The 14,535-nt window shown below is 50.3% G+C and carries 11 protein-coding genes and 2 pseudogenes; 12 read left to right on the forward strand and 1 reads right to left on the reverse strand.

Features of this window, described 5'->3' with window-relative positions; genetic code table 11:
- Positions 1-11 precede the first annotated feature (11 nt).
- The 9 genes and pseudogenes from GCU48_RS22430 (at position 12) to GCU48_RS22470 (ending at position 11,212) form a co-directional block, all read left to right on the forward strand.
- Positions 12-1,895: an alpha/beta fold hydrolase gene (locus tag GCU48_RS22430; protein ID WP_152381513.1), complete on the forward strand. Its 1,884-nt coding sequence runs from the start codon at positions 12-14 to the stop codon at positions 1,893-1,895.
- 186 nt (positions 1,896-2,081) lie between these two features.
- A complete protein-coding gene (gene folE2, locus GCU48_RS22435; RefSeq protein ID WP_152381514.1) occupies positions 2,082-2,996 on the forward strand; it encodes a GTP cyclohydrolase FolE2 in 915 nt (304 codons plus the stop codon).
- A 206-nt stretch (positions 2,997-3,202) separates the two neighbouring features.
- Positions 3,203-4,575, forward strand: a pseudogene (locus tag GCU48_RS22440) (diaminobutyrate--2-oxoglutarate transaminase).
- 60 nt (positions 4,576-4,635) lie between these two features.
- The gene (locus tag GCU48_RS22445) at positions 4,636-5,547 is read left to right on the forward strand and encodes an MFS transporter (RefSeq protein ID WP_244316337.1); all 912 of its coding nucleotides are present in this window, start codon (positions 4,636-4,638) and stop codon (positions 5,545-5,547) included.
- 72 nt (positions 5,548-5,619) lie between these two features.
- Positions 5,620-7,095 (forward strand): annotated as a pseudogene (locus GCU48_RS22450) (rhamnulokinase).
- 20 nt (positions 7,096-7,115) lie between these two features.
- A complete protein-coding gene (locus GCU48_RS22455) occupies positions 7,116-7,874 on the forward strand; it encodes a DeoR/GlpR family DNA-binding transcription regulator (protein ID WP_152381515.1) in 759 nt (252 codons plus the stop codon).
- A 344-nt stretch (positions 7,875-8,218) separates the two neighbouring features.
- Positions 8,219-8,947: a (Fe-S)-binding protein gene (locus GCU48_RS22460; protein WP_152381516.1), complete on the forward strand. Its 729-nt coding sequence runs from the start codon at positions 8,219-8,221 to the stop codon at positions 8,945-8,947.
- Positions 8,944-10,464 carry a LutB/LldF family L-lactate oxidation iron-sulfur protein gene (locus GCU48_RS22465; RefSeq protein ID WP_152381517.1) on the forward strand — a complete coding sequence of 507 codons (1,521 nt, stop codon included), beginning with the start codon at positions 8,944-8,946 and terminating at the stop codon, positions 10,462-10,464. The genes GCU48_RS22460 and GCU48_RS22465 overlap by 4 nt, the downstream gene beginning before the upstream one ends.
- The gene (locus GCU48_RS22470) at positions 10,457-11,212 is read left to right on the forward strand and encodes a LutC/YkgG family protein (RefSeq protein WP_152381518.1); all 756 of its coding nucleotides are present in this window, start codon (positions 10,457-10,459) and stop codon (positions 11,210-11,212) included. Before GCU48_RS22465 ends, GCU48_RS22470 begins: the two co-directional genes overlap by 8 nt.
- A gap of 338 nt (positions 11,213-11,550) precedes the next feature.
- Here GCU48_RS22470 and GCU48_RS22475 read toward each other — a convergent pair whose 3' ends face one another.
- Positions 11,551-11,976 carry a CHRD domain-containing protein gene (locus GCU48_RS22475; RefSeq protein WP_152381519.1) on the reverse strand — a complete coding sequence of 142 codons (426 nt, stop codon included), beginning with the start codon at positions 11,974-11,976 and terminating at the stop codon, positions 11,551-11,553.
- A gap of 169 nt (positions 11,977-12,145) precedes the next feature.
- Here GCU48_RS22475 and GCU48_RS22480 point away from each other — a divergent pair, with 169 nt between their 5' ends.
- From GCU48_RS22480 to GCU48_RS22490, 3 genes are all read left to right on the forward strand, one after another.
- On the forward strand, positions 12,146-12,568 hold the full coding sequence (locus GCU48_RS22480) for a hypothetical protein (protein ID WP_152381520.1): 423 nt from the start codon (positions 12,146-12,148) through the stop codon (positions 12,566-12,568).
- Between the two features lie 238 nt (positions 12,569-12,806).
- A complete protein-coding gene (locus tag GCU48_RS22485; RefSeq protein WP_370881005.1) occupies positions 12,807-13,940 on the forward strand; it encodes a rhamnogalacturonan acetylesterase in 1,134 nt (377 codons plus the stop codon).
- Between the two features lie 134 nt (positions 13,941-14,074).
- Positions 14,075-14,398: an MGMT family protein gene (locus tag GCU48_RS22490; protein ID WP_152381522.1), complete on the forward strand. Its 324-nt coding sequence runs from the start codon at positions 14,075-14,077 to the stop codon at positions 14,396-14,398.
- Positions 14,399-14,535 lie beyond the last annotated feature (137 nt).

Below are 14,535 nucleotides of genomic sequence, written 5' to 3' on the forward strand. Positions count from 1 at the left end.
AGGTTATATTTATGGCACATATCTTGATCACGGGCGGTACAGGTTTTATCGGCATGCATACGCTACAGCAACTTTCCCGGGAGGAGCATACCGTTACCGTTCTTGTTCGCTCGCTGAAGAAGTGGGAACAAATATGCAGGCAAATGAATCTGGAGACCGCATGGCATACAGGGAAGTTAACACCGGTTATCGGTGACTTAAGTGCACCCGCTCTGGGGCTGAGTCCTTCTGACAGGAAGCGGGTTGAGACAGCAGATGTGGTGATTCACGCAGGAGGACCGATGGATATATTGCTGGGAGAGGAGGAGGCCAGAGGCGCTTTTTTACAAGCAGCAGAAGAGATGCTGACGTTGGCTGCACATATTCATGCAAGCAAGGGGTTACGACATTTTATCCATTTGGTTGGATTCAAAAGCCCTTTTAATCATCATAACTGGAACGCCCCGGAGCCTGTCATTGCTCATTCGGAACAGGCTCCTCCTTATGAACGTATGAAATTCCTGGCTGATCTGCGTATCCGTCAGGGAGCGCACAAAGAAGGATTTCCGCTGTCGGTTATCCATTTGAGCGTGGTCATTGGTGACTCAGCGCACGGGGATACACCTCAAACCGTTGGGCTTGGCATTCTTGTGGCTTCTACAGCGCGCAAGCTCACGGGTCTCATTCCGGGCGGCAAGTCTCATTGGCTTCCGATGGTTCACGTAGATCATGCAGCCGAATTCATCAGTGTGCTTGCCAAGGAAACACACCCTGTCAGTGAAACATACTACCTAATGGATGAAAGGCAGCAGAGCCCAACGATGATGGAACTGGGAACGAATATGGCGAAGGAGCTTCGAGTTCGGAAACCGTGGGGCTCCATTTCACCCGCTTGGCTATCCAGCATCCTGGGCACTCCAATAGGGCGAAAGCTGGGGATTCCAAAGGAGTCACTCGATTTTATTGTGGATGTGGACTACCCACTGGATACGACGCGAGCAATTCAGCATAAACACGGATTGACACAGGCGGTAAATACGGACGTTCTCCCATTTGTTATTACGGACCTTGATTACAGAATTGCACATTCCCGCATGGATACAGATGGATTTGTCCGCAGCAGGCGCGGGCCTTTGGCTACGCTAGAACGAAGAGTGGACAATGTAAATCCTCCGATAGTGTTTGTTCACGGTACTTTGAGTGGGGCAGATTGCCTGATACCGCTGGCCGAGCAGTTTCCGGAATCCTCCGTTTGCCTGGTGGATCTCCCCGGGTTTGGGCGCTCTCCTTACCATCATCAGGAGGATATACTGGAGGGGCACATCGAATCGTTAGTACAAGCTATTCAAACTTTTAAAACACCGATCCGCCTTGTTGGTCATTCCTTCGGCGGATTATTGACTGCCAAAGTGTGGGAACGCCTACCTGAACGCATTAGCAGCTTGCATCTGTTGCAGCCAGTATTCCACCCCGCTCCGCGCAGATATCGGAGTGCACGAATTACGGAGAGCGTGCTGGGCAGACTCAGCGAGTCAGGCTTGCGCAAGCAATTGCTGTCGCAGACTTGTTTTGAAAGTATGGAGGCCATTCCGCCAGCATACATCACGTATGTCCTTGAGGAATTGCGTTCTCCCCGCGTAAAAAAGACGACTGCGGAAGCGTTGGCCATGTTAACAAGGTCGGATAGCTTCCGGTTTGCATCCGAGATCCCCGGGTTACCGTCCAAGGAGAAGGTTTCGATTGTATGGGGAATGAAGGATCAAATTTATACGCTGCCTGAACAATTTCATGGCTTGCACACGCTGCATATTCCGGCAGCACATCATTTTCCGATCTCGCAGCCGAAGCAAACAGCGCACTGGCTAAAGCAGCACATTGAGCAGATTACCGATGTTCTTTCCGGGTCCGTTAAATAAAATCATAGAGTGCATAGAGGAGGTCGCCATATTGGCGGCTTTTTTCGTTGGAGAGAGGATTATGAAGGTTTACCGTGTGTTTATTTTGTAGTAATATAGACTAATCGTAATAATTACAATTAAAAGACGGAATGATGAGAACAGCTTCCGGGAGCCTTGGCAATCATAATTGAAGGAGTCATTAGCGTGAGAGAAAACAGAGTAACCTCGAAACTGCCTTCCAAGGCAGAGCGTCATCGGCTGTTCGGTTCGGTGGACCCTACTCCGGGAGATAAACCCACATCGAAAGAGTATATGTCCGATTTGCAAAATGAGCAGCGCAACTATTTGTTCGACATTGAACAGGTGGGTATCGCCAGAGTAAAGCACCCCATTACCGTGGAGGCGGGTTTAGCCCCTGCTTCACAGGTAAGCATCGGAACCTTTAAGCTAACAACCTCATTGAATCGTGAGGCCAAAGGAATTAACATGAGCCGCCTGACAGAGCACTTGGAGGAGTATCGGCAGCAGGGTGGAACAACGGATTTGGCACAGCTCGTCCGTTTTGCAAAAGGTTTGACTGCGCGGATGAATCAGGAACGGGCTGAGCTGGAGCTTTCGTTCCCGTGGTTCTACGAACGGCGTTCCCCTATGCTGGGGAAAACGGGGCTAAACCATGCTGAGGGGCTAATCCGAATCAGCTATGAGGAAGGACGGGAAAGCCGTGTCGTGGTTGGCCTGACAGTGGTGGTAACAACCTTGTGTCCGTGCTCCAAGGAAATCAGCGAGTACAGCGCCCACAATCAGCGTGGCGTGGTAACGATGGAAGCGCACATAGATGAACTGGACATGGAGAAGGACTGGAAGGTCATGCTGCTGAATGCAGCAGAATCCAATGCCAGCGCTCCGCTACATCCGATTCTTAAGCGCCCGGACGAGAAGGCGGTAACTGAAAAAGCGTATGAAAATCCGCGTTTTGTTGAGGATATGGTGAGGCTAATCGCTGCTGATTTGGTCGAGCTGAAGGCCGTTCGTGCCTTCACGGTGGAGTGTCGAAATGAAGAATCCATTCATCTGCATGATGCCATAGCGAAAATCTCATATAAAAAACCACGTTCCTGATTTTTCAGGAAGGAAAGCCAGGGAACCACAGTATTAAATGGTCGAAATGACTATTTTTACTATGGTTTTTTATTCTATTTTAGGAATTAAAAATAGTCTTTGTCCAAATTTTGGTATGAAATGTCCATGGAATCAGGATATTTATTCCATATAATAAGGAGTGAATTAATTGAAAATGATTATCAATATCAAAGGAATGATTTGAGTTGTCCAAAGCCGCCACTGCTATCTCGCAAAACACCCGTTACCTGGAAAGCCAGGCTGCGCGGGAATCCAATGCCAGATCCTACCCCCGCCGCATCCCGATTGCCATCGCCGAAGCAGAAGGCATCTATGTCAAGGACATGGATGGAAAAAACTATATCGACTGTCTGGCCGGGGCCGGAACTTTGGCACTCGGTCATAATCATCCAGTAGTCTTGGAAGCGATCAGAGAGCTGCTGGATCAAAAACGCCCCCTGCATACGCTGGATTTGACCACGCCAGTGAAGGAGCAATTTGTAGAAGAGCTATTCGCCAGTCTGCCTCCTGAATTTGCCCGTCAGGCCAAAATCCAATTTTGTGGTCCGACCGGAGGCGATGCGGTGGAAGCTGCGATCAAGCTGGTCAAAACGGCCACGGGTCGTCGAAGCATTTTTTCCTTCCAAGGCGGTTATCATGGTTCGACCCACGCTACGATGAGTCTCAGCGGTACTTTAGGAAAAAAGAGCGGGTGCAGGGGTTGATACCGGATGTTCATTTTATGCCTTATCCCTATGCGTATCGGTGCCCATTTGGTGTAGGTGGAGAGCAGACGCATGCGCTTAGCAGTCGTTATATTGAGAACCTGCTGGATGATCCTGAGAGCGGAATTGTTACGCCATGTGCTTTTATTCTGGAGGTTGTTCAAGGGGAGGGTGGCTCGATTCCCGCACCGGTCGAGTGGATTCGCGAAATCCGCCGTATCACGCAGGAACGGAACATCCCGTTAATTATTGATGAGGTGCAGACCGGACTTGGACGCACAGGCAAGCTGTTTGCTTTTGAGCATGCGGATATTATCCCCGATGTGCTGATCTTGTCCAAAGCGATTGGCGGCAGTCTGCCGCTGTCGGTTGTGATTTATAACGAAGCGCTGGATGTCTGGAATCCGGGGGCGCATATTGGTACATTTCGTGGTAATCAAATGGCCATGGCCGCCGGGCTTGCGACCCTGAAATATATAAAGCACAACCATATACCCGAACATGCCGCAGCCCGAGGCGAACAATTCATGAGCCGTCTGAATGTATTGAAGCAGCAAGCAGGCTGCATCGGTGATGTACGTGGCCGTGGGCTTATGATCGGAGTAGAGATTGTGGACGACAGGCAGCCGGTGGATCAATTGGGACATCATCCTGCCCACAAGAAGCTGGCTGCTCGAATACAGCAGGAATGCCTGCAACGCGGACTCATTTTGGAAGTTGGAGGAAGACATTCTGCGGTGATTCGCTTTTTGCCGCCGCTAATTATAACGGAGCGTCAGATCGACGACATATTCCTTATTTTCAGTGAAGCGGTGCATGCAGCTTATGCCGGATTGCAGCACGAACACGACTAAGCAGGCTGCGGGATGAAAAACCATGCTGTGGCTGATCAATGGAAGGTCGTCATCACTGTGATGCTCGGCACCTTTACGGTTTTACTGAATAACAGTTCGCTGAATCCGGCGATTCCGTCCTTCATTAAGGTGTTCGATACAAACGCTGCTACGGCGAGCTGGCTCATCACCATTTTTCTAATCACGATGGGGATGACTATGCCTTTAACCGGGTATTTGGCGGATCGCTTTGGAAAAAAGAAAATCTACCTGAGTGGACTTGCACTTTTTGTTACAGGCTCCTTGCTCGGTTCGATATCAAGCGGGCTTACCGCTGTAATCATTTGTCGTGGACTGCAAGGGATAGCGGGCGGACTGATGATTCCGTTGTCGCTGGCGCTGATTTTTGAAGCCTTCCCTAAGGAGGAACGAGGCAGGGTTACGGGAATATGGGGGATTGCGATTATGGCCGCTCCGATGCTCGGGCCTACAGTGGGCGGAGTTGTTCTGTCGTTCAGCAGCTGGCAGGTACTTTTCCTTATGAATGTGCCAACTGGATTGCTGGGATTGCTGCTGGGAATACGCTACTTGACCGCCACGCGTGGCAATCTGTCTCGCACCTTTGATCGCAGCGGATTTATAACGACCACCTTGGGGGTGGGATTCATTCTGTTTGCGCTGGGCAGAACAACGACGGCGGCAGATGTAGTTGACCCGCTGCATATGTTGCTGTTCCTTGCTGGAGCGATTTTGCTGGTGGTGTTTGTACGAATGGAGCTGATCAAGGAACAGCCCTTGCTGAATGTACACATTTTTAAAATACCTACCTACAGCCTCAGCGTGATCGTGGCGAGTGTACAGGCGATTGCGATGTTTGGCAGCATTTTTCTGGTTCCGATGCTGGTTCAACAAGTATATGGCTATGACGCCATGATGACAGGACTTGTGTTTTTGCCTTCTGCTATATGCACAGGCTGGTTCGTCACTCCCTGATCCGATGAAGGCCTACCTGGCGTCTGATTATAGTACGCAGATTTTGCAAAGAGGCAAGGGCGGTGCAAGCTGGTGAGCATCCTCGCGTATGATTTGGGGGCAAGCAGCGGCAGGGTCCTGCTCGGACGACTGACAGATTCACGTATAGAGGTGGAGGAAATCCATCGCTTTTCGAATGATCCGGTCAAGGTTGGCGAACGCCTGCACTGGGATATGTTGCGTCTATATCACGAGGTTCAGCAAGGGCTGCTCAAAGCCAAGCATATGGGGGGGAATCCGTCCAGCCTGGCGATTGACTCCTGGGCGGTCGATTTTGGATTGATCGGAGGAAACGGAGAACTGCTGGGCAGCCCTTATCATTATCGCGATTGGCATACTCACGGGGTGATGGAGGAAGTATAGGAACGGCTGGGAAAAGCGTTTATTTTTCAACGCACAGGCATTCAGTTTTTGACGTTTAACACCATTTATCAATTGGCTGCAATGCGCAAAATGAGCTCACCCTTGCTGGAGCAGGCAGAGCATTTCCTGATGATTCCTGATCTGCTGCGGTATTTTCTAACAGGTGAAATGTATAGCGAGTTTTCTAATGCGACCAGCACGCAATTATATCATCCGTTCCAGCAAGATTGGGATCATGAGCTTCTGGCTGGAATCGACATTCCACGTTCCTGGTTTGGCAAGGTATTGGAGCCGGGAAGTGTCGCGGGAACCGTCCGCTCATCAGTCATGACCGATTTGGGCATCGAAGCGATTCCTGTGATTGCAGTAGCAGAGCATGATACAGGATCTGCTGTGGCTGCCGTACCTGCGCTGGAGCGCTCATTTGCGTACTTGAGCTGCGGAACATGGTCCTTGATGGGGACGGAAACATCACAGCTTGTAATCAATGACGATACGCTTCGATACAATTTTACGAACGAAGGCGGAGTAGGGCGGACCTACAGGCTGCTGAAAAATATCATGGGACTGTGGATTTTACAGGAGGCGTGCAGAGAGTGGGAGCGGCAGGGAAGCTCCTATTCCTTTCCTGAATTGGTTCATATGGCGGAGCAGGCTCCGGCGTTCAACTGTTTGATTGACCCGGATGATGAACTGTTTCTGCATGCCGGGGATATGAAAACACGTATACGCCAATACTGCCGCAATACCGGGCAGCCCTTGCCAGAGACGCCGGGCGAGATCACACGCTGTATTTTGGAAAGTCTGGCCTTGAAGTACCGTTACGTTTTGGAGCTTACGGAGCGTGTATCAGGGCAACAGTTTAACGGGCTGCATATGGTTGGGGGTGGCATTCAAAATCGGCTGTTGTGCCAGTGGACGGCCAATTCGATTCAAAAACCTGTGTGGGCGGGACCGGCAGAAGCGAGCGCAATCGGCAATCTTGCGGTACAATGGATGGCACAGGGAAAGTTCGCCGATATATGGGAAGCACGCCGGGTCATTGCGGATTCTATTACCGTCGAGGGTTATGAACCTGCCGATTCAGAGGCGTGGGAGGATGCCTACGGACGATTCCGGCAGGTGGCGAGACTTTTTGTACATTAAAGATGTGGAGTGAGATTGCCATGCTGGTCGCAGAAAGATATGAAATGATTGTACAGCTCGTTAATGAAAAAGGCAGCATACGGGTGTCGGAATTAAGCGAGCTGTGCAAAGTAACAGAGGAAACGATCCGCCGCGATCTGGACCGTCTGGAGCAGGCGGGACGATTGCGTCGTTCGCATGGGGGAGCCGTCAGCGTCAAAAACGAGCAGCCTGAAACACCCTATGCGGTACGAGAAATTATGAACGCAGAGGAAAAGCGCCGGATTGCCGAGGAAGCGGTCAAGCTGATTCAGCCGCATGATCGTATTTTGCTGGATGCCAGCACGACCGCCTGGTATATGGCATCCAGTCTGCCGGATATTCCGTTGACGATATTGACGAATTCGATTCGGGTCGCTACAGAGTTGGCGGGTAAGGAAAAAATCGAGGTTATTTCCACGGGTGGGCAGTTGCTTCAGCGCTCGCTATCGTTCGTAGGCCCGCTCGCGGAGCGTTCTTTAGAAACCTATTATGTGGATAAGTTGTTTTTTTCCAGCCAGGGGGTTCATCTGGATCGTGGCATTAGTGAATCGAATGAACTGCAAGCTCGTCTCAAGCAGAAAATGGTCAGTATCGCAGACCGTGTGATTTTACTGGCAGATGCGAGCAAATTTGGACAGCAGGCATTCACGCATGTTGTAAACCTGTCGCAAGTGTCCGAAATCATCACGGATTCGCGGTTGTCGGGTCCGATTCACAGTCAGCTTGAGGAACAGTCGATTCCGGTTACGGTTGTGTAAAGCGTGTAGTTTCCGGGGTGAAGGCTGCTCCGCATTTGATTTGATCTTACGATCGCTGTTGCAGCGGGATTCTCTGATGATGTAAAACATGTATAGGTGAGAATCCCACTGCAAGGGCGAAAGCTGACGCTTCTCCAGATTCAAATGAAACCGCTCCGCTACTGCCCTCTTTACTATCTATTTAAGATGAACTTGTAAAATGTACACGACAACGGAGTAGGCGGAATGGTGCTGTACAAGCGGTAGCTATGGGAAGCACCATCCGACTGCGTAGTGGCGCAGCAGGCAACTTTTTAAGCTCAGTTTATATAATAGCTATTCCATGGACGGGAGGGGTGTTTCGTATGAAGGTATCTTTATTTATTACCTGTCTGAGTGATGCGATTTATCCCAAGGTGGGGGAAGCGATGGTACGCTTGCTTGCCAGATATGGTGTCGAACTGGATTTTCCGAGGGTGCAGACATGCTGCGGCCAGCCGTCCTATAACAGCGGTTACTGGGATGAAACGAGGGCAGCGGCCAAAACGATTCTGAGAGCGTTTGATGACAGCGATTTTGTCGTATCTCCCTCCGGTTCCTGCACATATATGCTTCACCATTACCCCGAGCTTTTCAAGGGGGAGCCCGAATGGCTGGACTCGGCGCGGAGGCTGGAGCAAAAGACGTATGAGTTTACACAATTTATGGTGCAGGTGCTTGGCGTGACCGATGTGGGCGCGTCTTTTCCGCATACGGTAACCTACCATCCGTCTTGCCATGGCACGCGTTTGCTCGGCGTAAAGGAGGAGCCGATGCAGCTGCTTGGCAGCGTAAAAGGCTTGCAATTGGTGCCGCTCCCTTTTGCCGAGGACTGCTGTGGCTTTGGGGGCACTTTTGCGGTGAAAATGCCGGATATTTCAGGAGCGATGGTAACGGAAAAGGTGGATCATATCAGGGAGACGGAGGCTGAGGTCCTGGTCGGACTGGACATGGCCTGCCTAATGAACATTGCCGGAAATCTTCGGTATCGGGATGAGCCGGTTCGGGTGATGCATTTGGCTGAGCTGCTGTATGAAGGAGTGAAGCACGCATGACCGCTGTACATTCGCATTCCATGAGTCAAAAGGTCCGTAAACGCGCGGACTTGGCCCTGAATGACGATTTTCTGCGCAAGGCTGTTCGTTTTACAACAGAGCGGCTGCGTAACGGCAAGCAGGTGGCTTCAACGCAGCACGGAAATTGGGAGGAATGGCGTGAACGGGGCCGTCAAATTCGTTTGCATACCATTGCCCATCTGGATTATTACTTAAATCTATTCGTGGAAAATGCCCGTGCCAACGGGGTGCATATCCATTTTGCCGATACAGCCGCCGACGCGGTACGAATTACACTGGATATTGCTGCACACAGTCAGGCCCGCTCTGTCGTCAAATCCAAGTCGATGGTGTCGGAGGAGCTGCATTTAAATCAGGCGCTGGAAGCGGCTGACATTGAGACGATTGAAAGTGACCTCGGCGAATATATTATTCAACTGGCCGGGGAAGCCCCATCTCACATCGTTATTCCTGCGATTCATAAAAACCGTTATCAGATTGCCGAGCTGCTGTCCAAAGAAGCGGGGGAGGAACTGTCCGCAGATACGACGGTATTGGCGGGTTTTGTCCGCAAAAAGCTGCGTGAAAAGTTTCTGGCGGCAGATATTGGCATGACAGGCTGTAATTTTGCCATCGCGGAGACAGGCTCCATGGTCCTGTTTGAAAATGAAGGCAATGCGCGGATGGTATCAACCTTGCCCAAAACGCAGATTACACTGATGGGCATGGAGCGGATTATTCCATCCTGGACGGATTTGGAAGTGATGGCTACCTTGCTGCCACGCTCCGCTACCGGACAAAAGCTGACCATGTACATGTCCGGTATTTCAGGCCCGCGGCGCAGCCAGGATGCTGATGGGCCGGAGGAAATGCACATCATCATCGTGGATAACGGACGTTCGCTCCAACTGGGCAACCCCGAGTTTCAAGAGCTGCTGAATTGTATTCGCTGCGGGGCTTGCCTTAATGCGTGTCCGGTTTACCGGCACATTGGTGGACACGCGTATGGCGGGACATATAGCGGCCCTATTGGAGCGGTACTTACACCTGCTCTGCACGGCAACATCGAAGAGTGGAATGATATTGCGAGTGCGTCCAGTCTGTGTGGTGCGTGTTATGAAGCCTGTCCAGTCAAAATACCATTGCATGACATGCTGGTTTATTTGCGTAGACGCAAGGTGGAGGCAGGACAAGGAGATCGGCTGGAAACGGCAGGAATGAAGGGGTTCGCGACAGTGGTTTCCAGCTCGAAGCGATTCGCAGCAGCGATAAGGCTGGGGCAGATTGCCCAGAAGGTGGTCGTCCGAAAGGGCGAAGTTACGCTCAAGCTTGGTCCGCTAAAGGGCTGGAATACGTACCGTGTGGCCCCGTCGCTGGCCAAAAAGTCCTTCCGCCAGCAATGGAGCACACTCGAACGTGAGCTGGAGCAGGAACGAAGCGTTATGCAAGCGGATGTGCGTAGCCGCATGGAGGCGATTTTGGCCGATAGAAATAAAGGAGGGTCGCAGCATGAGTGAAGAGCGTAATTCTTCTACGCAAACAAAAGCAGCTCATGAAGCGTGGCTTCATCAAATGGAAGCAGAATCCCGCGCCAAGCAGGTACGCTTTATGGATGGCATTGCAGCGAAGCTTAAACGTCCGCGACAGACAGAGCCGCCCGTGCAGCCGTTTCGCGGCGCACCTGCGTTTTGGCATGATTTCGAATGGAGCGTGGAGCAGCGCATCCAGGAGTTTACCGCCAACTTTACAGATGTTGGCGGGCATGTCGCGCGTCTGCCGGATTGGGAGCAGACGGCAGACTGGATCGCGCGCAAGGCGCAGGAACTGGGAGCGGCCTATATTGTCCGGCAGAATGAGCCGGACCTGGATGCGCTCCAGCTGGAAGCCGCGCTGCCGGAAGTCCGGCTGTCGGTGTGGAACACCGATCCCGCCGAAGACTGGAAGGCGCGCGCCGCCGAGGCGGATATCGGCCTCGTCATGGCCGATGAGGCCGCCGCCTACACCGGCTCGGTAGCGGTGCTGTCCTCGCCGGAGAAGGGCCGCTCGGTCAGCCTGCTGCCGACCGTACTGATCATTCTTCTGCCAGTGGAGCGTCTGCGAACGCGACTCGGTGAAATTTTAAGCCGTTTTGACGAAGCTGGGCGTGAGCAATTGCCCGCAGGCATTCATTTTATTACTGGACCCAGCCGTTCATCGGATATTGAAAATGATCTGACCATCGGCGTGCACGGGCCGGGTATTGTTTATACGCTGTTGATCGGCTAGGGGGGTTGCGAAAATACTAGGTGTTCCATACTCCGTCAGCACATTGGGCGCATTATGTATAACATAAAGGCTGGAATCTGTAAGTTGAACTGTTGCATAGGAAGTGGCGTGGACCATAATAACGGCTAATAGGCTGCATAAGCTTCATTTTTTTCGGCAGTGAACTGGATCTTATTGAACTTCCTCTATTAAAAGATAAAGTTCTTAACAACCTGAAAGGGTAGGGCTTAAGAAACGCTTATCAACTTCTTAACATTGGTTAAGTATCAAGAAAAAGAACTTCCATAGCCTCAATATGAGTGGTAAGGAAGTTCTTTTTTAATACTCATGTCCATTTGTTATTTGCAACGTCTGGTTTGTTCACGTTTGATTTGTCCACGAATGGCTCCGTTTGGATGACGAATGGTGTAAACATTGACGTAAGCATTGCCCTCTCTGATTTGGCATACCAAATCATAAATGGTTTTGCCTCTGAGCGGACCGGTGAGATCACATGCACGTAGCACGCCGCTAACGACACCTCTTTTAACGGTTATCCCAAACTTCGAAGGGCCAAACAGTGTAGCAACAATAGGGCCATTTTCATCTCTGCGTCCCAGATGGATATTCGCTCGGGTTACCCGTGAGATATTGCGCACAGTCAGCTCGAAGCTTAATTGTTGGCTAGCTTGACGGTAACGAAATTCGGCGGTTCCTGTCGCATTAGTTCTGACCGGAGGTACTTCATTAGCTCCCTTTAAAATAGCTTTAAACTTATTAGACATTACACCCCTCCTTTCCCAGTGTTGTTTTAGTGCATTCATAGAGCTAAAGAAAGGGCTGCACATTCGCCTATTCATAAGAAGTAGTGTGTTTTGCAAGTGATTCAGTCCAAGCACAAAACAATTCTTTTTCATAGTCTATGAGTATCTGATAGAGAGAGGAGGGGGAACCATGGGAACATTTATTGATGGAAGAACATCCCAAAATGCTTCGACAGCCAACTCTATTGCCATTCCGATTACTGTCTTGAATACGCCAGAATTGTTTGGGCAGATCGGATTAAACACACTGGGAATTACAGGTACGCCACGGGTTCTGCTTAAAGGAACCATATCGCTCCAGCTTCCGCTTGCTTTAGTCGGAATTACGATCACCATTGTAAGAGGTACCCTTATAACTGACCCTGTTGTTTATTCGGCAACTTCTACTTTTAGCTTGAGTGTATTGGCTCCGCAGGTCATCACGTTCTCGGCTGATGACTTTAACCCGCCGGTTACGCCACAGCTGGTGTATACCGCTTTTGTTTCTTCAGACGCACTGGCTACGATACGGGTAGGTCCAGAGAGTTTCGACGGTATTCTGGCAGGGGACTAATGTTGTGAATGAATATCGAATTATGAAATAATGAGATTTGGATTCACGAAGCTTCGCAGATATACCTGCGAGGCTTTTTTGTGCTTCTTTTCTTTTGCATAGAAATCAAATGAGTACAAACCTGTATTCATATGGTAAAATAATGTATGCGCTTACAATAAATTTGGAATATTCTTCTAGTACAATTTAATTTTTGAAGGAGGAATGAAGATTGAAGTGGAAAAAAGGATTGACAGGTATGCTTTTAGCTGCTTTTTTATGTGGTGGACCAGGCTTGGGCGTAGCTCCCCCGGCATATGCGGCCACTGGCGAGTACAAGTTTGATTTTGGGGGAGGCACGGTCGAAGCAGGCTATACCGGAGTGAGCGCTTCGCTTTCCTACGACAAGTCGCGTGGCTATGGCTTCCGTACTCCTGAGAATATGCGCAATGTCAGTGCCTCCGGGACTGGAGTGGCTAGTGATGCGGTACAATTTATGGCTACCGGAACAAAAAGTAAAAACACCTTTGATGTTGATCTTCCTCCCGGATTGTATGAGGTATCGGTTACGTTAGGGAATACTTCGCGTTCGAGTATAGCCGCTGAGGGTGTGTATCAGGTTATTAATATGACAGGAAACGGAGCCAAGGATCGCTTTCAAATTCCGGTGACAGACGGACAGCTCAACCTGCTGGCTACAGAAGGCAAAGAGGGTGCAGCTTTTACACTCAGTGCATTGGAAGTCAGGCAATTGTCTAGCAGCCCGGTCACCAATCGAACGATTTATATCGGCGGGGATTCTACCGTATGTAACTACTATCCGCTAGATAGCAGCGTGCAGGCCGGGTGGGGGCAACTGCTGCCAGCGTTTGTGAACACGAAAACTTTTCAAATTCGCAACATGGCGTCAGGCGGCCAAATTGCTAGAGGCTTCCATCAGGATGGCCAGTTGGAGGCCATTGTGAGATATATTAAGCCGGGGGATTATTTTATTCTACAGTTAGGCATTAATGATACCAATCCAAAGCATAATGAAAGCAAAGCGGAGTTTAAGGACTGGATGCGGGATATGATCCGTCAGGTTAAGGCCAAGGGGGCGACTGTAGTGCTATCGGCACCGCAAGGCCGAGCCACTGATTTTAATGCGAATAATGTACACAACGCTGAAAACAGATGGTATAGAAGTGCTATTTTAGCGTTGGCTCAAGAGGAACAAACCCCTTTGGTCGATCTGAACGTTCTGAGCTCAGCTTATTTCACTTCTATTGGCAAAGAGGCTACACTCGCCCTCTATATGAATGGTGACACGCTTCATCCGAACTTTGCGGGTGCAAGGGAGCTGGCACGATTGGTAGCGCAGGATTTAAAAAGACAGGGTCTGAACGGATTCTGAGCTTACATTACAGCGATTGGAACAACGGTCCGTTTGCGAAAGCGTCCACACGAGCGTCAACGTACATCCTACTCGAAAAACAAGGAGGGTGATATAATCATAGGAAAGCAATAGTAATGCAGGAGGAATAGAACATGCAGCCTTTCACTGCCCGTGTGCTTCAAATTATATTGCTGATCCCTGAGGGAAAAGTAATGACTTATGGGCAAATTGCGGCAGAAGCCGGCAGTCCGAGAGGAGCCAGGCAGGTAGTCCGCATTTTGCATTCACTAAGCCAAAAACATCGGCTTCCCTGGCATAGAGTAGTCAACCGTTTGGGCGAGATTGCTTTGCAGGAGGACGGGGCCGCCTCACTGCAGCGTCTGTATTTGGAGGAAGAAGGCATACATTTTAATGCAAACGGACGTATCCCGCTTGATCAATATTTATATGATCCGCAGGCGGAGATGGAAGAATAGGCGAGGTAAAGCAAAGATTGGGTCATCACCAAAAGAGCCAGGACAAATCGTAGTTTGATTTGTCCTGGCTCTTTTTAATCTAGCACGTCATGCGGCGATGGGCATGCCCGTTCATTTATAGCTAAATTTCGCCTGTC

The sequence above is a fragment of the Paenibacillus brasilensis genome (assembly GCF_009363115.1).
In the GTDB taxonomy this organism is placed as follows: Bacteria; Bacillota; Bacilli; order Paenibacillales; family Paenibacillaceae; genus Paenibacillus; species Paenibacillus brasilensis.

What these genes read in the sequence shown, in the direction of transcription:
- GCU48_RS22490 (WP_152381522.1), top strand. Translation starts at nt 14,075, where the DNA reads ATGCAGCCTTTCACTGCCCGTGTGCTTCAAATTATATTGCTGATCCCT.
- GCU48_RS22430 (WP_152381513.1), top strand. Translation starts at nt 12, where the DNA reads ATGGCACATATCTTGATCACGGGCGGTACAGGTTTTATCGGCATGCAT.
- GCU48_RS22455 (WP_152381515.1), top strand. Translation starts at nt 7,116, where the DNA reads ATGCTGGTCGCAGAAAGATATGAAATGATTGTACAGCTCGTTAATGAA.
- GCU48_RS22445 (WP_244316337.1), top strand. Translation starts at nt 4,636, where the DNA reads ATGCTCGGCACCTTTACGGTTTTACTGAATAACAGTTCGCTGAATCCG.
- GCU48_RS22485 (WP_370881005.1), top strand. Translation starts at nt 12,807, where the DNA reads ATGCTTTTAGCTGCTTTTTTATGTGGTGGACCAGGCTTGGGCGTAGCT.
- GCU48_RS22460 (WP_152381516.1), top strand. Translation starts at nt 8,219, where the DNA reads ATGAAGGTATCTTTATTTATTACCTGTCTGAGTGATGCGATTTATCCC.
- GCU48_RS22475 (WP_152381519.1), bottom strand. Translation starts at nt 11,976, where the DNA reads ATGTCTAATAAGTTTAAAGCTATTTTAAAGGGAGCTAATGAAGTACCT.
- GCU48_RS22470 (WP_152381518.1), top strand. Translation starts at nt 10,457, where the DNA reads ATGAGTGAAGAGCGTAATTCTTCTACGCAAACAAAAGCAGCTCATGAA.
- GCU48_RS22465 (WP_152381517.1), top strand. Translation starts at nt 8,944, where the DNA reads ATGACCGCTGTACATTCGCATTCCATGAGTCAAAAGGTCCGTAAACGC.
- GCU48_RS22480 (WP_152381520.1), top strand. Translation starts at nt 12,146, where the DNA reads ATGGGAACATTTATTGATGGAAGAACATCCCAAAATGCTTCGACAGCC.